Annotated in this window: 17 protein-coding genes; 7 read left to right on the plus strand and 10 right to left on the minus strand. The window is 53.8% G+C overall.

From position 1 onward, the window contains the following. Positions 1 to 45: 45 nt before the first annotated feature. From EM595_RS17990 to EM595_RS18005, 4 genes are all read right to left on the minus strand, one after another. The gene (locus tag EM595_RS17990; RefSeq protein ID WP_067436027.1) at positions 46 to 2,148 is read right to left on the minus strand and encodes a peptidase domain-containing ABC transporter; all 2,103 of its coding nucleotides are present in this window, start codon (positions 2,146 to 2,148) and stop codon (positions 46 to 48) included. Then, positions 2,138 to 3,418: an HlyD family secretion protein gene (locus EM595_RS17995; protein WP_336470222.1), complete on the minus strand. Its 1,281-nt coding sequence runs from the start codon at positions 3,416 to 3,418 to the stop codon at positions 2,138 to 2,140. Before EM595_RS17995 ends, EM595_RS17990 begins: the two co-directional genes overlap by 11 nt. 73 nt (positions 3,419 to 3,491) lie before the next feature. Then, complete coding sequence (locus EM595_RS18000) at positions 3,492 to 3,842, minus strand: hypothetical protein (protein WP_071852566.1); 351 nt, start codon at positions 3,840 to 3,842, stop codon at positions 3,492 to 3,494. 17 nt (positions 3,843 to 3,859) lie between these two features. After that, positions 3,860 to 4,057, minus strand: coding sequence for a hypothetical protein (locus EM595_RS18005; RefSeq protein WP_067436030.1), 198 nt, complete (start codon positions 4,055 to 4,057; stop codon positions 3,860 to 3,862). Positions 4,058 to 4,714: 657 nt separating this feature from the next. Here EM595_RS18005 and EM595_RS18015 point away from each other — a divergent pair. Continuing rightward, the gene (locus tag EM595_RS18015; RefSeq protein ID WP_067436034.1) at positions 4,715 to 5,959 is read left to right on the plus strand and encodes an aromatic amino acid transporter; all 1,245 of its coding nucleotides are present in this window, start codon (positions 4,715 to 4,717) and stop codon (positions 5,957 to 5,959) included. Positions 5,960 to 5,998: 39 nt separating this feature from the next. Here the strand turns inward: EM595_RS18015 and EM595_RS18020 are convergent, their stop codons facing one another. Then, positions 5,999 to 6,376 carry a RidA family protein gene (locus EM595_RS18020; RefSeq protein WP_067436037.1) on the minus strand — a complete coding sequence of 126 codons (378 nt, stop codon included), beginning with the start codon at positions 6,374 to 6,376 and terminating at the stop codon, positions 5,999 to 6,001. A gap of 303 nt (positions 6,377 to 6,679) precedes the next feature. On the opposite strand from EM595_RS18020, the gene EM595_RS18025 reads away from it, so the two are divergent. Together EM595_RS18025 and EM595_RS18030 are read left to right on the plus strand one after the other, a co-directional pair. Further along, positions 6,680 to 7,219 (plus strand): cysteine hydrolase family protein, encoded by a 540-nt coding sequence (locus EM595_RS18025; protein ID WP_067436040.1) that lies wholly within the window; start codon positions 6,680 to 6,682, stop codon positions 7,217 to 7,219. 363 nt (positions 7,220 to 7,582) lie between these two features. After that, positions 7,583 to 7,810, plus strand: a complete 228-nt coding sequence (locus tag EM595_RS18030) for a hypothetical protein (protein ID WP_067436043.1) — start codon at positions 7,583 to 7,585, stop codon at positions 7,808 to 7,810. A gap of 156 nt (positions 7,811 to 7,966) precedes the next feature. On the opposite strand, the gene EM595_RS18035 is transcribed toward EM595_RS18030, so the two are convergent. The 4 genes from EM595_RS18035 to EM595_RS18050 all read right to left on the minus strand — a co-directional run bounded on the left by EM595_RS18035 (position 7,967) and on the right by EM595_RS18050 (position 11,525). Continuing rightward, on the minus strand, positions 7,967 to 8,941 hold the full coding sequence (locus tag EM595_RS18035) for a GlxA family transcriptional regulator (protein WP_067436046.1): 975 nt from the start codon (positions 8,939 to 8,941) through the stop codon (positions 7,967 to 7,969). Positions 8,942 to 9,012: 71 nt separating this feature from the next. Further along, positions 9,013 to 9,792 (minus strand): MBL fold metallo-hydrolase, encoded by a 780-nt coding sequence (locus tag EM595_RS18040; protein ID WP_067436049.1) that lies wholly within the window; start codon positions 9,790 to 9,792, stop codon positions 9,013 to 9,015. 269 nt (positions 9,793 to 10,061) lie between these two features. Then, positions 10,062 to 10,550: an isochorismatase family protein gene (locus EM595_RS18045; protein ID WP_067436052.1), complete on the minus strand. Its 489-nt coding sequence runs from the start codon at positions 10,548 to 10,550 to the stop codon at positions 10,062 to 10,064. 471 nt (positions 10,551 to 11,021) lie between these two features. Further along, positions 11,022 to 11,525: a cytochrome b gene (locus EM595_RS18050; RefSeq protein ID WP_067436055.1), complete on the minus strand. Its 504-nt coding sequence runs from the start codon at positions 11,523 to 11,525 to the stop codon at positions 11,022 to 11,024. Positions 11,526 to 11,943: 418 nt separating this feature from the next. Between EM595_RS18050 and EM595_RS18055 the strand changes: the two genes are divergently transcribed. The 4 genes from EM595_RS18055 to EM595_RS18070 all read left to right on the plus strand — a co-directional run bounded on the left by EM595_RS18055 (position 11,944) and on the right by EM595_RS18070 (position 16,421). Further along, on the plus strand, positions 11,944 to 12,837 hold the full coding sequence (locus tag EM595_RS18055) for a LysR family transcriptional regulator (RefSeq protein ID WP_067436058.1): 894 nt from the start codon (positions 11,944 to 11,946) through the stop codon (positions 12,835 to 12,837). Between the two features lie 147 nt (positions 12,838 to 12,984). Continuing rightward, positions 12,985 to 14,049 (plus strand): alpha/beta hydrolase, encoded by a 1,065-nt coding sequence (locus EM595_RS18060; protein WP_231938748.1) that lies wholly within the window; start codon positions 12,985 to 12,987, stop codon positions 14,047 to 14,049. 96 nt (positions 14,050 to 14,145) lie between these two features. Then, positions 14,146 to 15,144: an ROK family transcriptional regulator gene (locus tag EM595_RS18065; RefSeq protein WP_067436061.1), complete on the plus strand. Its 999-nt coding sequence runs from the start codon at positions 14,146 to 14,148 to the stop codon at positions 15,142 to 15,144. Between the two features lie 110 nt (positions 15,145 to 15,254). Then, positions 15,255 to 16,421, plus strand: coding sequence for an MFS transporter (locus EM595_RS18070; RefSeq protein WP_067436064.1), 1,167 nt, complete (start codon positions 15,255 to 15,257; stop codon positions 16,419 to 16,421). A gap of 119 nt (positions 16,422 to 16,540) precedes the next feature. Here the strand turns inward: EM595_RS18070 and EM595_RS18075 are convergent, their stop codons facing one another. After that, a complete protein-coding gene (locus EM595_RS18075) occupies positions 16,541 to 17,098 on the minus strand; it encodes a DcrB/PsbP domain-containing protein (protein WP_067436067.1) in 558 nt (185 codons plus the stop codon). Positions 17,099 to 17,113 lie beyond the last annotated feature (15 nt).

Below are 17,113 nucleotides of genomic sequence, written 5' to 3' on the forward strand. Positions count from 1 at the left end.
CTTTTTCATGATTTCCCCGATGTGGATATCGCGCTGCTCTCAGCATCATAGCGGCAGATTAATAATGCGATCTGCCGATGCGATGGTTGAGGGGCGATGAGCAATAATAATCCGTGTCATATTGAGCTGACGAATGGCAGCATTGATTAACGCTTCGTTATGTTCATCAAGATGGCTGGTGGCTTCATCCATGAACAGAATGCCGGGCCGCCGATAGAGAGCACGAGCGATAAAAAGCCGTTGCCGCTGTCCGCCAGACAAACCCTCGCCTAACTCTCCGGTCAACGTCTCGTAACCCATCGGCAAGGCCATAATATCGTCATGGATGTGGCTGAGTTTTGCGCAGGCTTCCATATGCGCTTCATCGATTTCCCGACTAAAGCCGGTAATGTTGTCCCGCAGTGAACCGGCTAACAGGCGATCGTCCTGAAGTATGCAGGCGATCGCATGGCGATAGTTGTTAAGCCCGATCGCACTGATATCGCGGCCATTAACAGCAATATGTCCTTCATCGGCTGAGGCCAGACCGCACAGCACTTTCATCAGCGTGGTTTTGCCGGTGCCGGAAGGCCCGGTAATCGCCACGCTCTCACCTGCTTCTATGGTGACAGAGAGATCGCTGAATACCGGCGCAGAATGGCTGTCATAGCGAAACGTGATGCGCTCCGCCGTTAACGATAGCGCCTCGCCAGGCTGAAAAAGTGCCAGCGTCGGTTTATCTTCTTCAGGCGTCGATAACGCAATATCGGCAATGCGCTCGTTGTGTAGCGACAGCATTTTCAGCTGTAAAAGCAAACCGGTTAACGACAGGATACGATCGGAAAACATCGAGCGAAACGCGCTGAACGCCACGAAAGCCCCGAGGGTGAGCGTATGGTCGATCACTGCTGAGATGCCAAGCCATAAAATAATGACGCTGTCACAGGCGCCAACAAAAGTGCTGATAATACGAAACAGCATATCAAAACGCATCAGGCTGACCGACGCATTGGTGGCATCAGAAATCATGCTCAGCCAGTTTTGTCTCCGCTGCTCAGCCAGCCCCTGTGCCCGAATCGTCGCCACGGCATAAAGCGTTTCAGTAAAGGAGGAAGCGGCACGGGCATTTTTGATCAGTAACTCTTCAGATGAGTGACGATAGCGATTATAGGTAGCGACCCTCAACACCACGAATAACAGCGTGAAGGCGACAACCACCCACGTCAGTAACCCGCCATAAAGCAGCAACAGAATAAAAGCGCCTGCTGCGATAATGCTGTCTATCAGCGCACCGGTAAGGCTTTGAGTAAAAGTCGTACGCAGCGTATCCAGTGAAACAAAGCGTGACTGAATATCGCCCATTCTGCGTTTTTCAAACCACGGTAATGGCAGTCGCAGTAAATGCCTGAATAAACCCTCTTTCCACTGAATATCGATATAGGTGCTCATTACCATCGATGTCCAGGCACGGAAAACACTGATGCCGGCCTGCAATAAAATAAGAATCATCAAACTCATGCAGACCAGCGTTAATAAGCTCTTATCTGCAGCAGGCACCGCATTATCCATGACCAGCTGGGTGCCTACGGGCATTAACAGGCTAATAAACTCAATAATCATCGATACGCAGAAGAGCGTTAACATCGCACTTTTAAAGCCGGTAATGTTGTGCAATAACGTGCCAAGCCTGAGCTTGTTGACGCGCTTTTCCGGTGTAAATTCTGTACCCGGCCAGAGTTCCAGTGCTACGCCGGTAAAATGTGTCGACAGCGTTTTTTGATCGATGATTCTGCGGCCAGCAGCGGGATCGTGGATAACATAGCGATCGGCTCGTGCGCTGACCAGTACCACAAAATGATTGAAATCCCAGTGCAGAATGCAGGGTTTACGTACCTGGTGGAGATGTTCAATATCCAGAGATAAAGCCCGGCTTGCCATTCCCATTCCTTCAGCAAGCGTTATCAGCGCGCTGAGCGTGCTACCCCGTGAGGATAATCCCGCCTTCTGACGCAAAGTGAGCAGATCGGTATGTTTGCCATAATTGGCGGCGATCATCATCAGGCAGGCAAGCCCACACTCAGCAGCCTCTGTTTGCAGCTGGACAGGGATACGACGTTGCGGGCCAAAATGAATGCGCTCCTTTAACCACACTGCAGCTTCACTTTTCATCCACCAGCCCTCCTGCGCTGTTACGAATATCGTAGAGTGGAGAAAGTATCCACTGATAGAGTTTTCGCTCTTCTAAATACAGCGTGCTGGTGGCTTTCATGCCGTTTTCTGGCTGTATTTGCCGCCCTTTGTAATGAAAATGCTGATTGCCCGGTGCGACCACCACTTTGTACCAGGTTTGCGGTTTATCCGCTGATTTAAGCGGCGCTCCGGGATAGGTTGCCATCTCCTGCGGGGAAGCAGGAGTACGGGCAATAGCCACGATCTTTCCGGGAAACTGACCAAATTTTTCCGCAGGAAAAGCGTCATAACGAATGTTGATTGACTGATTGACGCTGAGGTAAGGAACAGAAGAGTCAGGCACCCATAAAATGAGTTCAAAGTGGTGGCTTTCACCGGGAATGATTTGCAGCAAACTATCGCCGTTGCTCACCATTTGACCAGGCGAAACGCTAAGCGTGTCGATCCAGCCATCAACCGGTGAAGTGATAATGAGATCGCTGTTAGCATCGGCATCCGTTAACTCATCAGCCAGCCCACTTTTCTGCATATCGAGTTGGGAAAGCTGGTTATCAAAATCCACAGCCTGAGTTTGTAGACGGCTTTGTAACGCCAAAATTTGCAGAGCATTCTGTTCATTCTGGCTGCGCAGCCCCAGCAGATCGTTCTGTTGTTGATAGTAGATAGTTGACTGATTAACTAACTGATCGTTGTTAATCAATCCTTTCCTCTGGTAGCTGCGATAGTTTTCCATGTTTTTTTTCATCATACGCAGTCCCTGTTGCGCTGTGTCCAGCACATCAGATGAGTGTTGCAGCGCCGCTTCGTAGCTGGCTTTTTCACGGTTGATCGTGTCGAGTGTGGTTTGTTTATTTTGGCGAATTTTATTCGCCATTTGATCGATCGCCGCTATTTGCTTTTGGATATTGATGCGGCGTTTGTTACTGACCACGCCTGACGTCGTGGTGCGGCTGACGTCAATCTGATAGATCGGCTGGCCACGTTTTACCGCCTGTCCTGGATGCACTTTCTGACTAACCACAAAACCTTGTTGCCCGGAAAACACCGTAATAGCGCGGGGTGAAGAGATAATTTCACCTGAGACATTGATCCGGCGGGTATAGCTACCGAAAATAATAAAGGCGAAGAACAGACCAAAAAAAATCACGGTAAATAGCACTACGCGATAAGGCCGTACCTCCGCTAACAGTATGGCTTTACCTGACCAGTGCTGGTTTCTTGATGCAATCGCTTCCTTTCTGTACATCATGGCGAAATATTCTGTTTGTGAAGGGACGTGCATGATAAAACCGGGTCAGGCCACCCTTTCCCGGTTTACAGGCTTACCAATGGCACTGGCCATTAACACTGTTGTTGCTGGCATCGCCGCCCAGCGATCCGCCACCATTATTGCCACCGTTGTCATTACAGGCTGGTGAAGTGGTGTAGGCTCTTACCCCGCCTGCTGCTGCGCCCCCAATGCCAGCGACGGCGCCGGAGACTGCCGCACCCGCCAGTGAACCCGGCCCGGATGCTGCGGTGCCCAGCGCACCGGCGACCATACCGCCTACCGCACCCGCTACCGCACCGCTGGTCGCGCCATCCGTAACTGCCGCCGCACAGCCGCCTTCATAACCAGAATTGGCGTTACCACCAGCCACTGACATCAGTTCTGTTACTGTAAGTTCTCTCATTTTTCTCTCTCCGTTAATTACTGCTTGCTCTGACGTAATAAGATACGGGATATAAAAATCCGATCGATAATCACCACAAACATCGCAATGCCAATAACGATCGCATCGAAAGACAGGGGCAGATGAAAATAATCAATCACTTTTCCTGCGACCAGCGCTAATAGCCCACCAGCCAGAAGCGCAAACAGCGCCCGCAATAAGAAATTTCTGATCATAATTATTTTCTCCTGAAGCAAAAGAAAATGTCGGTTAACCTGAATAGGGTTTCAGCATTCAATTTCTGATAAGCAAAATAAATACTTTAAATGTAATTTTTTGTAAGCAAGGTGAGTTAAATTATGAATACAAGAATCAATCACTTAAAATTCAATAATTTATAATTAAATGAAATTCTGTTGTTACTGTTTCACTGGTGATAAGCATCATCAATAAATTAATCAATTTTATATTTCATTTTTTACCTTATTGCGTTCTGTGATGGCAGCGCCCGTTCAGGTAATTAACTGCTGTTCGCTGCAAATAAAGCGCTTTGGATCTGAGCCAATACTGTTTTTATATTCAGCAACGGTTACACGTATATTTATTTATGCAGCGCGCCTGCAGCATACCATCGCGGGTATCCTGAACCAGGGTGAAACTGTGTGCGGGCTTGCAGAGTATGCTGCGGGTATCAGCACAAGACAGCACGCTGCCATGCCATTTTTCATCAGTTAATGGCAATGATGCACGGACTTTAGGCGTTTTGTTGGTGTAACATCCTGCCATCCTTCCTATTTCTGGCTTTTCTGGTCATGATCGCAGGATAATGCGCAATACAAAGGCAGCGGCATGCAGATACGGATGCCGGACGCCCCGTTTACCAGGAAAAATCAATGACAGAGTTGGCCATTTCGCAGCACCGACCATCCGTATGGTGGGGTGCTATGGTGATATGCGGTACGGTAGTCGGTGCCGGTATGTTTACGTTACCGGTGGTGATGGCGGGCGCGTGGTTTGGCTGGTCAGTACTGATCCTGATCGGCAGTTGGGCGAGCATGCTGATGTCAGGATTACTGTTTTTGCACGCCGCCCGGCATTATCAGGCTGGCGCCGGATATAGCACCTTAACCCGCGATCTGTTGGGTCGCGGCTGGGAGATCATCAATTCAGTCAGCATTTTATTTGTGCTTGGCATTCTGACCTACGCCTATATTTCGGCCAGCGGCCCGGTTTACCAGCACTCCATCACCGCGGCGGGACTGCCGGTCACGCTGGTTGAAACGAAGATTCTGCTGACCGGCTGTGTCGCGGCGGTGGTCTGCCTCGGCACAAAAGAGGTAAGCCGACTGATGACGGTCTGCCTGATAGCCAAGATTGTGCTGCTGGTAGCGCTGTTTGGCGGCTTGCTGATGCAGGTAAAACTTCCCGTGCTGTTAGACAGTCAGGAAAGCGCGGGCATGTACTGGCCTTATATCGCGGGTGTGGTGCCATTTTGCCTGGCGTCGTTTGGCTATCACGGTAATATCTCCGGCCTCGATCGCTACTATGGCGGCGAACAGCAGCGGGTCAGAAAAGCGCTGAAGATCGGGACTTTTCTGGCGCTGGTGATTTACCTGTTCTGGCTGACCGCCACCATGGGCAATATCCCCCGCAGCGAATTTCCGGCCATCATCACGCGGGGCGGTGATATTGAAGCGCTGCTGGAAGCGCTGCACAGCCATCTTCAGACAGGCTACCTGACGCTGCTGATGACGGTGTTTTCCCATTTCGCCGTGCTCTGCTCGTTTCTCGGCGTGACCTCTGGCCTGTTCGATTTTATCGCCGACTGGTCAGGAGAGCGCGACGCGTTGCGTAAGCGGCTGAAAATTGGCGCGCTGACCTTTCTGCCGCCGCTGCTGGCCTCGATCTGGATGCCGAATGGCTTTGTCACCGCCATCGGTTACGCCGGTTTGTTGGCCACTATCTGGGCGGTGATTGTACCGGCCCTGTTAGCGGTAAAGGCCAGGCAGCGGTTCGCCGCGGATCGGCCGATGCCGTTACCACAGAAGCTGATGGTGATCGCCGTTATCGCCTTTGGCGTGATCAACATCGCGGCGTGGACATTGGGTAAAGCTAACCTGCTGCCGTTATATCGCTAAAAGGTTGGCACGCTGACGCACGTGCCTGCGGGCAATGCGTCAGAGTGCAAATATCCCCTCAATCTCAACCTGCAAATCGGGTGAAAACAGACGGCTCACTTCGACCAGTGAGCTGGCGGGCAGGTGATCGCCGTAATGGCGAAACAGGACCTCGCGCAGCGCCGCAATCTCCGCAAATGTGGTGATAAAAATCGTCACCTTAATCAGCGAGGCGACATCCGTACCTTCTGCTTGCGCGACGATCGTCATCTGCCGAAAAATCTCCTCTGCCTGCGCAGCCATTCCGGCACCTTGTGCTGCGCTACCAAACGCAGTCAGCCCGGAAACATACAGCGTATCGCCGTGTTTTACCGCATGAACATAGGGCGCGCTGACATTGCCGAGCGCCGGATAGTTTTTTCTTTCAAGGGTAGCCATAACGCACTCCAGTTAGCAGAAAAATAAGGCCGTCTCATGCCGCTTTTCATCGCGCAGGCGATCAGCAGAGAATTTGCTACGGCCGACAGAAAATTGTGTGATACGTTAGCTTTCTTATCATTGCAGGATAGCGAGCCGCTATGTTTATCGCCGCTGGACGTATCACCACCACAACCCGCACCACCGCATTTGGCGGCGGCGTGAGCGTGGGTGCAATGGTCAGTTAACCTATCCTTCTTAACCCCGTCATGTAACGACGGGGCGATCGCGATCCGTTGTGCATGACACCAATGGAGAGTGACAATGCCACAACCATCCTGCCGCAAGGCCCTGTTGATTATTGATATGCAGGTCGGGCTTTTTCACGGCGCCGTGCCGCCCTTTGCCGGCGACCGCGTGCTGGCAAACATCAACCAGCTGATCGCCAATGCCCGATGCGCGGGCGCGCCGATCCTCGCCGTGCGCCACACCGGACCGCAGGGCTCGCCCCTGGCGCCGGACGGCCCGCTAACCCAGCTAATCCCTCAGCTGGATGTTCAATCCGAACGCGACATCCTGTTCAGCAAGACCCGGCCAAACTGTTTTCATGAAACCGAACTGGCCCCGCTTTTGCGCCAGCGTGCAATCGACGAACTGGTGGTGGTGGGAATGAAAACCGAGTTCTGCATCGACAGCACCTGCCGTGCGGCGGCCGATGGTGGCTGGAAAGTTACGTTAATTGCGGATGCGCATACCACCATGGATACCGCCGCGCTCTCCGCTGACGCGATCGTGGCGCACCATAACGCCACGCTGTCGGCTGCGTTTGTTACACTTTCAACTGCGCAAGCGTATAGTTTTTAGCGAGTTGCGGGCGCCTGAGGGCGCTCTTTTCGTTCCGTCTGATGTTATCTGCAACGCAGCCAATGCTCGCCGGGCCGCGTGCCGTCAGGCTGCGCAGAGCGCAGCGGGCATCTTTCTTCTGCTCGCCGCTGTTTTTCCCTGGCCCTGCCACAGGTTTTCGACATCATCGGCGCTGACACTATCTGTTTCAGCGGACACACCCTGTTTCTTTAAGCTCCGGCGCAACCTTCAGGCATCGGCTATACATAACCTGATTCGACCCGTTAATTATACACAGCGCTGTGTCTGGCAGACTTTTGCCCGCAGTTCTGACCAGTTTGTCAGGCATAGCGCTGTTTACTCTCTTTTAAGGATACTTGTTACATGCGTAAGATTTCATTGTTAGTGGCCACGCTGGCGTTGCTGATGTCGGCATCGGTTCAGGTACAGGCGAAAGGCTGTCTTAAAGGCGCCGCGGTCGGCGGTGTTGGCGGCCACATGGCACATCATGGCGTCGCTGGCGCGGCGGCAGGCTGTGTCGTCGGTCATCACATGGCGAACAAAAAGCAGAAAGAAGCCGATAAGCAGCAACAGCAGAATCAAGGCAAGTAATGGTTACTGAAGGGCCACAAACGCTGGCCCTTCATCCGTTTGCATTCGCCCGCCGAAAATCATCCCCGAAACCCAAGCCTTACGCTGCTTGTCTGCGCTGAAAACGCGGTGGCAGCCATGTTGACGATTCAGGCACGACTCTGCCTCGAAAAGGTGTCAGGCGTGCTCCAGCGCCACCTGCGCAGGCCCGCGAAACGTGCGGCGCCATTCGCTGGGACTGACGCCAAAGCGGGCTTTAAAACTCTGACGAAATGAGATCGGCGACTGGAACCCTGCCATTGCTGCCACGCTTTCAATGCTGTTATCGGTGGTTTCCAGCAGCTCCTGACTGCGCTGCAACCGCTCGGCATTCAGCCATTCACCCAGCGAGGTGCCGGTGGCCTTGAGAAAATGCCGCGTTAGCGTCCGGCGGCTCATGTTGACGAAGCGCGCCAGCGAATCGAGATCGTGGGGCTGGTCAAGATTGCGCCGCAGATAATCCATCAGCGCATTGATTTTGGCATCGCGGGTATTCTCCGGCAGCGGACGCTCAATAAACTGCGCCTGCCCACCTTCGCGATAAGGCGGAACCACCATTCTGCGCGCCACCCGATTAGCTACCGCCGCACCGTAATGCTGGCGAATGATGTTCAGGCAGCAGTCGATGCCGGCTGCGGTACCAGCGGAGGTGATCAGGCGCTCGTCGCAGGTGTAGAGGGAGTTACTGTCGAGATGAACGGCAGGAAACCGCGCGCTAAAGTCACGTTCATATTCCCAGTGCGTGGCGGCACGATGATGATCGAGCAGGCCCGCGTACGCCAGCACGTAGGTGCCGAGGCATAAACCCACCACCTCCGCACCGCGTTGCCAGGCGTGGGTCAGCGCATCCAGCAGTGCTTGGGCGGGCCGCTCGTCAGGATTGTGCCAGAAAGGCACGATAACAATGTCAGCAACCGCGAGCCGTTCAAGACCGTGCTCCACGTTCATCGACAGGCCAATATCTGATAGCACCGTGCCCGCCTGTTCCGCGCAGATTTCCACGTTGAACAGCTGCGGATCCGGCATCGCGTTGCCAAACAGGATGCAGGGCACCGAAAAATGAAACGGGCTGAATCCCGGCGTGATCACCACGGCAACCGTCAATGCTGACATCGATTTCTCCTCCTCATTCGCGGTACGCGGCGCCCTGTCGGACGCCGCGTTCTGGTCTTCGCCGCAGCGGCTTAAAACACCATTGTTTCACCATCTGCCGGAATAAGCACCTTGTCCGCGATGCCCTTTTCACGCGTGTACTCACGCAGTTCGGCGCGAGTGAGCAGACAATGGTTGATCGATTCCATGTGCGAAGCCACCACCGTGGTCTCAGGCAACAGCTGCAGCGTGCGCAGCGTGTCTTCTTTGCTCATGATAATCGGGCCGTAGAGATCGTTTGTAGCGTTACCGGTGTTGAGCACAACCACATCAGGACGAAAGCGCTGCAGGCTTCTGACATAAGGTTTCACCCAAACGGTATCACCGGCGATATAGAGCGTTTTTTCATGCGGATGAGTAAACACCAGGCCACAGGCGTCACCGAGCAGCTCGGCCAACACCGGATCGGCATAAAGTGCATTGCTGCCGTGCTGCCCGTCGGTTTTGAAAATGGTCAGGCCATCAACAAAGGCGTTTTCTTCCTGCAAGACACGAACATGCTGAAAGCCCTGGGAACGCACCAGCGCCGCATCGTTGCTGTCTTGCGTATAGATCAGCATCTCTTTTGGAATCGCCTGTTGCGCCGCCTCGTCCCAGTGATCGGTATGTGTGTGGGTCAGAATCACGGCATCAACCGCCAGCAGGCTTTCCACGCTCACCGGCAAATCAACCATCGGGTTACGCAAGTGCGGACGCGCATTACCGGCAAAGCCGTCCCAGGCCTCTTTGTCAGCCAGCATTGGGTCGATAAGAAATTTTTTGCCTGCGTATTCCAGTAACAGTGTGGCATTACGAATTTGAGTCAGTTTCATCAGGTGCTCCTTCTAACATGTTCATTTTCAGGTTCAGCGCAGCGCATAAGGCCGCCGTCGCCGTGCGATGACTGACTTTACGACAGGAACGAGAAAGTGGTGACAGGCTCAAAGGACAATGATCGATGAAATCGGGTCAACTCTGATTTACCCTGTCAGACAATGAAGTTAGGCGGACGTGAAGATGGAGACAGAAGAGGCAAAACGGTTGAAAATAAACGGATAAGAGGAGGCAGGATCCCGGTAGACATCCTGCCCACATGACGATGTTATTCGATGGTGCAGCGAGCGCCAAGGCCGGAGAGCGCAAGATCGCTCAGCGCGTGGGTCGGTGCCGCGCAGCCTGCGGCAATAATGTGTACTTTCATGCCAGGATTTTGCGGCGACAGCGCGGTATGGGTGACACAATGCTGGGTCATCATACCGATCAGATAGATCTCCGTGATGCCATGCTCGCTCAGCAGTGATTCGAGGTTGGTCTCAAAGAAGCTGTCCGCCTGGGCTTTGACCACAACGGGTGCATTTTCCAGCGCGGCGGCGATATGCGGGTGAAACGCAGCGCCCTCGGTGTCGGGACGGAAAAACGGCGCATCGGCGGTGGCAATGTGCTGAACGCCGACCACTAGCCAGCCGTTTTCGCGGGCACGGGCAATCGCTTCTACTGCTGCTTCACAGGCGGCTTCAGCGCCCTCAAGCGGGAATGCGCCGCCAGGAAAATAGTCATTCTGTATGTCGATCACAATCAGTGCATTTTTCATACTGCGTCCTTTTTTGGCGCCAGGGGTTGGACGAAAGTGGCTGCGTCCAACCTGAGGTAGGCAAACTTAGGTTCATCGCGTCGTCACGAATGTCAGGCTAACCTTAGCAGCATTCACGGCGCTGCGAGAGCTATCTGCCGCCATCAATCAGATGATGGCAGCCCATGATAAGCAATGCATGGTATAGCGGTGAGACAGCCCAAGGCACTTTTTCGATGTAAACGGGCCAGTCTGCCGCAAGACGACTGCACCAACGTTGCCAGGGTGCGCAGAGTCGGAAATCGGCTATATCTCCTGGCGCAGATGCACTTTTAATTGGGACGATTAAAGACGCATTAATGTATTGCTGGCACTCACCGATCAGAGAAAAATAAAGAAATCACTTTTTTCAAGATTCATCCGCGCGCGACACTGATAGCCTTCAGAGATTTTTCAGCCATCACCACTCTGCTACACTCCGAAAGGTTAATTTCATGTCAGCATTCTTTTTAATACATTATGTCCTGCAAGTCTGTGTTTAACTATTGCCAAAACATGGCCTGTAACCAGTAAAGATAAAGACAGACAAAAAAATACATGCACGCGTTTAAAAAACGCCAACAACTGCACGTCTTCAAGGGGATGAGGAATAAAAAACAGGTTAAACACGTTAATGTTTTTATCCATCATCAGCACGCCGGTGATCAATACCACACAAATATTGGCATACAGCGCCAGATGGCCGAGGTGCGCCATTTTCTCCTGCCTGGCTGTCAATGTCGTGTCTTCAGGTTTGCCATGAGCAAAGGCATACCCAATCCTTGCAATAAAAAATGGAATGAAGACTGTGGTTAACGACACATTAAAAAAAGAGACCCACTGCTTTGTCTCGGGAGATGGCTGGAACATCGCCACATAAAAACCACTCACCGTAGCCCAAATAATAATTACGGCTGACAGCCAGTGAAGGAATATTTGATGCGTACTGTATTTCATATTTTATCTCAATATTTATGACATGCCAGAAGCATTAGAAAAACATAGAGTAATCAGCGTCACTAAAATTAAAATTAGTGATAGCCACATTAAGTTAAATTTTATTTTTTCAGTAAAACCTTAACGGCACCACGTCAAAATAAAAGGGTTGTCTATTACATCGAAATAGAGATAAATCATAAGAATAAAAATCACCTCACGCTTTGAGACCGTTCTCAAATCTTCAGAAAAAATAAGTGATGAGCATGATGAAACATGCAGCTCAACCCGTTGGCCTGATAGGGCGTACCGCCTGATAAAACAGCGAAAGCAGCAGCAACCTCTCCTGGCCATCATTTTTATTTTGAAAGCAATCAGCTTGCTGACATGAAATGTTCAAGTACTATCTTTAGTCGCAGTAAATCGAGAGGGATCTGACATGCGTCGCAAGAATATCAGCGATTATCAGGCGTTTATTGCCGTGGCGCGCGAACAAAGCTTTACCAAAGCGGCGGCACAGCTTGGGGTATCACAGTCCGCGCTGAGCTATACCGTTCGTACGCTGGAGGCGCACCTGGGGCTGCGGCTGCTGACACGTACCACGCGCAGCGTCGCGGTAACCGAAGCCGGAGAGCGGCTGCTGATGCGCATTGGCCCGCATTTTGATGGCATCGAACAGGAAATCGCCGCCATTAGCGGCCTGCGCGATAAACCGGCGGGCCTGGTGCGTATTACTGCGGTTGAACACGCGGCTGAAACGCTGCTCTGGCCAAAGCTGGCACCGCTGCTGCGCAACTATCCCGATATCAACATTGAAATCCTCAGCGATTACGGGCGAAAAGATATTGTGGCCGAGCGTTTTGATGCGGGCGTCAGGCTGGGTGAACAGGTTGATAAAGACATGATATCGATGCCGCTGGCGGCGGATTCGCACTTTGCAGTTGTCGGCGCGCCTGCCTACTTTACTGATAAAAACCGGCCGCTAACGCCTCATGATCTGAGCGCGCACAGCTGCATTCGTTTGCGACTGCCAACGCACGGCGGCGTCTATTCCTGGCAATTTTATCAGCATGGCAACGAAATCAGCGTGCGCGTGGAAGGTCGGGCCACGTTTAACACTCTGCGTATGATGCGTCAGGCGGCACTCGACGGGTTGGGACTGGCCTATTTACCGTTAAACGAGGTGGAGCCCATGCTGAATGACGGCCATCTGGTTCAGGTGCTGGCTGACTGGTGCCCGCCCCGCCCCGCTTACCATCTTTACTATCCCAGCCGTCGCCAGCATTCCCCGGCCTTTATGCTGGTACTTGAGGCGCTGCGTTACCGCCGATAGACGATGGCGAACCATTAAGAAACCAGCCTTCTAAGTACATGCGTGATTAAGCGTCTAATCACCCAATCCTGCAGAACGTATGATGATTCACAACAACGGCACGCCATCAGCAGCCGCTCACTCATCAGCTTTTGCAGGAGTTTTATCATGACGACCCTTACAGGCGGACTTAGTCGCCGACAGTTACTTCTCGCCGGTTCATTCGCCTCCGCAGGGCTGTTGATGGCCACCCGTGCCACCGCTGCGCTGCCGCCTGCGCCACAAGCCGCAGGAAAAATTGTGCGTGTCGGGGATGTCACGATTCAGGGCATCACGTTTAAAAATCACGATATCCTGATGTCCGGGAATCTTTATCTGCCGCGGGGCTTCAGCAAAAGCCGCCAGTATGCGGCCATCGTCGTGGTGCATCCCGGCGGCGGTGTTAAAGAGCAGACGGCGGGCCTCTATGTGTTAAAACTGGCAGCAGAAGGCTTTATCACGCTGGCGTTCGATGCTTCCCATCAAGGCGCCAGCGGCGGGATGCCGCGTTTCGTGGATGACCCAATGAAGCGCGTCGGTGATGTTTACAGCGCGGTCGATTACCTCAGCGCCTTGCCTTATGTTGATAGCGGGCGGATGGGTGCGCTCGGCGTCTGTGCCGGCAGCGGTATTACGGTGAAAGCGGCGATGACCGAGCGCCGCATCAAGGCGCTGGCGACGGTCAGCGCGGTGGATGTCGGTGCCGCTACTCGCAAAGGCTGGGAAGGTACCACACCGCAATCCGAACTGATTCCGGTGCTGGAAGCGGTGGCGAAACAACGTGACATCGAAGCGGCAGGTGGCGCGCCGGTCTGGGTGAATTATGTGCCCGCCCTCAGCGATCGCTCGGCGCCGTTCGATTTGCAGCAAGCCGCCGACTACTATCTCACCGCGCGCGGCCGTCATCCTGCCTCCACCAATCAAATGTTGATGACCAGCATCAGCACGCTCGCCTCGTTTACCGGCTTTGAGGGTGCCGACACGTTCCTGACCCAACCACTGCTGATCATCGCGGGCAGCAAAGCGGGTTCGTTGTGGCACAGTCAGCAGCTGAACGACAGCGCCGCGTCGAGGGACAAAACGCTGGTGATCATGCCTGATGCCACGCACATGGATCTGTACGATGGCGAAGGAGCAACGCGGGCAGCCGACACGCTCGCGCCGTTCTTCCACACGCATTTGATGCACGGCTAAACCGATGAAAAAAGGCAATCAATACAACGGCGATTTCATGCTAATCGGCTCGCCTGTGGTAAATTAGCCTTCTACCTTACTGTTCAGGACGTCGCTATGCAGGTTCCCTTCACCCGAAATACGCATGAAATGAAGAAAAACAATATCGTGCGTATTGTTGAAGCGCTGAAATCATTGGGCATGGCGACGAAAGCGCAGCTGGCGCAGCACACCGGCCTGAGCGTGGCGACCTGCGGCGCGGTGTTGAACAGGTTGTGTGAACGTCATCAGGTGCAGGAGCTTCAGCGTGATGCGTCCAGCGGCGGCAGACCGGCGCAGCGTTACGCCTGTAATCCCGATTATTACGCCCAGCTTGCGCTCTACGTCGAAGGTTCAGATGAGGCGGCCCGCATCGTCTGGTCGGTAAACTCTGCGGTGGGCAGCAAGCTGGCAGAAGGCGAAGGCGATTTTCTGCCGCTGACGCTGGAGACCTTCGATCGGCAGATCGCCGCTCTGCTGGCGGCCTATCCGGCGATCAGGGCGGCGGGCATTGGCATGCCTGGCGTGGTGGCCGAAGGCACCGTGCTGACCTGCGATGTGACGCTGTTTGAACATATCGATATTATCGCGCACCTGCATCGCCAGCACGGCCTTTTTGTTCATGCCGATAACGACATGAACTATACCGTCTGGGGATTTTACCGTAGCCAGGCCGCGCAAATCGACGCGCCGGTGGCTTATCTCTATTTTCCCGGGGTCGCCTGCGCGGGCTGTGGCATGGTGATCAATGGTGATGTGGTGCGCGGCGCGTCGCATTTTGCCGGAGAAGTCTCGCACCTGATCGATCCGCATCAACCGGCGCTGAAACTGGCAGAGGAAGTGGCGCTGATGTTGACCTCACTCACCGCGATTGTGAATCCGGCCAGAGTGGCGGTGTGCGGCCCGCAGCTCAGTGCGCCACTTATTGCTGAAGCGGAGGCGATCTGTGCCCGGCGGATCCCACAGCGGCACCGGCCTGAAATCCTCTTTCGCACCAGCCGACGTGCCGATTATCTGCTGGGCATCACGGAACAACTGGCGCAGGCTTATCTGCATCACGACATCTTTCACGACTGATCGTTTTTTCGCTGTTCTCCCTGTTGACCCCTTCTAAAAATGGCGATAGCCTGCACTTATTAAAACACTTTTAATAAGTCTGTTTAATCACGCCACTTAAGGATGATTCAATGTCGGCCACCGCCCCGCTCTCGTTATCGCCAGACAATCGTGCTACGCGCTTTGCCACCCGTGCCGTCTTCTTCACTACCGGCATGGCGATGGGCCTGTGGGCGGCGCTGGTTCCCTATGTACAGAACAGAACCGGTGCCGAGGCTAATCAACTGGGCATGCTTTTGTTGTGCCTCGGTGCCGGTTCGCTGCTCTCTATGTCATTCTCCGGCATTCTCATTAAACGCGTTGGCTGTCGCGCGGTGATGGTGCTTTCCGCCGCGTTGTGGTGTGCGGTGTTACCGCTGCTGGCGACGCTGGACAGCCTCGAGCTGCTGGGGGTGGCGCTGTTTGTTTTCGGCATGGGCATCGGTCTGACCGATGTGGCGATGAATGTGCAGGGCACGCTGGTGGAACAGGCGGCGGGCCGAGCGCTGATGTCCGGCTTTCATTGCCTGTGGAGCGTCGGTGGCATCGCGGGCGCAGCCGGTGGTGCACTGCTGTTTGGCAATGGTGCGGCCCCGCTGACCAGCACCTTCTGTGCCATTGCCATCACGGCAGGGGTGTTACTAGCGGTGTTTCGCGGACTGTTGCCAGGCGGCAGTGATGATAAGAAAACGGAACAACCGCGTTCACGTCGCCTGAGGCCAGATGCGTATCTGCTGATGATGGCCATCATGACGATGCTCTGCTTTATGGCGGAAGGCGCAATCATCGACTGGAGCGGCACCTTCCTGAACCTGGAACGAGGGATGCCGCTGGAGCATGCTGGATGGGGATTTGCCCTGTTTTCGCTGGCGATGTCGTTGATGCGCATGACCGGCGATCGCCTGGTCAACCGCATGGGCCGCAGGATGATGCTGGTAGCCGGTAGTCTGCTTGCGATGGTCGGTTATCTGGTGGTGATACTTGTACCGGGCTGGACGGCCAGCCTCATCGGCTTCGCCCTGGTCGGCATTGGTGCTGCCAATATCGTGCCGGTGCTGATTACGCTGGCCGGGCAGTCAAAGGCGATGCCGGTGAGCATGTCGGTGGCGTTCGTCACTTCGTTGGGCTATCTGGGTATTCTCGGTGGCCCGGCGCTGTTGGGCTGGATAGCGCATTATTCCACGCTGTTTTTCGCCTTCTCTCTGCTGGCGGCGGGCTTTCTACTGATAGCGCTCGGCGCTGCGCGATTACGTTACTAACCTGTTTGCTATGATTGCTGTTACTGCATCAGCTGACGGTCATAACAGCTGCAAAAAAAAATCACGAGCCCGCTTCAGGCTCGTGATGATTTCAACAAGGTAACGCGCGATCTCAGGTTTTATTTACCCAGAATGTTATTGACCGCTTTTTCATGTCCTGCTTTGTCCTTGCTGCCTGAAATCACCTGAATTACGGTGAATTTCTTGTTGGCGACGGCCAGAAGTGTGGCCTGCTGAACATTCTTGCCGCCCATGCTATCGGTGGCTTCGATGTGATAAACGTCGAGGCCGTTAACCTTCTCGGTTTTTTCACTTGTCACGGTATAGTCCGGCGATGCCTGTTTCTGCTTATCCTTGATCGTCTTCATGCCGTTGAGGAAATCAGCATCGCTGCTGGCGCGTGCTATCGCCGGGATCGGCTCTTCGCCGACGATCATTACGCGTTTTTCCTGCTTATTCACGTACATGGTGCCCGGTGCGCCGCCCGGAACCGGCTGAGCTTCATAACCTTTCAGAGTAAAGGCCAGCTTGCCACCGATCAGATCCAGCTTCTGCGCAGGCGCGGCTGCTTCAGTTTTGGTTTGCACTTCGGCTGCAGATGCCATCATCGCCGTGCCGCTAAGCGCCGTTGCCAGACATAATGCACCCATCATGGTTAATGATTTTCTTAACTTCATTGTTAGCTCCTTCAT

It is taken from the genome of Duffyella gerundensis (genome assembly GCF_001517405.1).
Taxonomy (GTDB): Bacteria; Pseudomonadota; Gammaproteobacteria; order Enterobacterales; family Enterobacteriaceae; genus Duffyella; species Duffyella gerundensis.

Coding starts and splice junctions, on each gene's coding strand:
- EM595_RS18075 (WP_067436067.1), bottom strand. CDS start 17,098: ATGAAGTTAAGAAAATCATTAACCATGATGGGTGCATTATGTCTGGCA.
- EM595_RS18000 (WP_071852566.1), bottom strand. CDS start 3,842: ATGAGAGAACTTACAGTAACAGAACTGATGTCAGTGGCTGGTGGTAAC.
- EM595_RS18045 (WP_067436052.1), bottom strand. CDS start 10,550: ATGAAAAATGCACTGATTGTGATCGACATACAGAATGACTATTTTCCT.
- EM595_RS17995 (WP_336470222.1), bottom strand. CDS start 3,418: ATGATGTACAGAAAGGAAGCGATTGCATCAAGAAACCAGCACTGGTCA.
- EM595_RS18005 (WP_067436030.1), bottom strand. CDS start 4,057: ATGATCAGAAATTTCTTATTGCGGGCGCTGTTTGCGCTTCTGGCTGGT.
- EM595_RS18015 (WP_067436034.1), top strand. CDS start 4,715: ATGACAGAGTTGGCCATTTCGCAGCACCGACCATCCGTATGGTGGGGT.
- EM595_RS18020 (WP_067436037.1), bottom strand. CDS start 6,376: ATGGCTACCCTTGAAAGAAAAAACTATCCGGCGCTCGGCAATGTCAGC.
- EM595_RS18060 (WP_231938748.1), top strand. CDS start 12,985: ATGACGACCCTTACAGGCGGACTTAGTCGCCGACAGTTACTTCTCGCC.
- EM595_RS18030 (WP_067436043.1), top strand. CDS start 7,583: ATGCGTAAGATTTCATTGTTAGTGGCCACGCTGGCGTTGCTGATGTCG.
- EM595_RS18025 (WP_067436040.1), top strand. CDS start 6,680: ATGCCACAACCATCCTGCCGCAAGGCCCTGTTGATTATTGATATGCAG.
- EM595_RS18035 (WP_067436046.1), bottom strand. CDS start 8,941: ATGTCAGCATTGACGGTTGCCGTGGTGATCACGCCGGGATTCAGCCCG.
- EM595_RS17990 (WP_067436027.1), bottom strand. CDS start 2,148: ATGAAAAGTGAAGCTGCAGTGTGGTTAAAGGAGCGCATTCATTTTGGC.
- EM595_RS18055 (WP_067436058.1), top strand. CDS start 11,944: ATGCGTCGCAAGAATATCAGCGATTATCAGGCGTTTATTGCCGTGGCG.
- EM595_RS18040 (WP_067436049.1), bottom strand. CDS start 9,792: ATGAAACTGACTCAAATTCGTAATGCCACACTGTTACTGGAATACGCA.
- EM595_RS18070 (WP_067436064.1), top strand. CDS start 15,255: ATGTCGGCCACCGCCCCGCTCTCGTTATCGCCAGACAATCGTGCTACG.
- EM595_RS18065 (WP_067436061.1), top strand. CDS start 14,146: ATGCAGGTTCCCTTCACCCGAAATACGCATGAAATGAAGAAAAACAAT.
- EM595_RS18050 (WP_067436055.1), bottom strand. CDS start 11,525: ATGAAATACAGTACGCATCAAATATTCCTTCACTGGCTGTCAGCCGTA.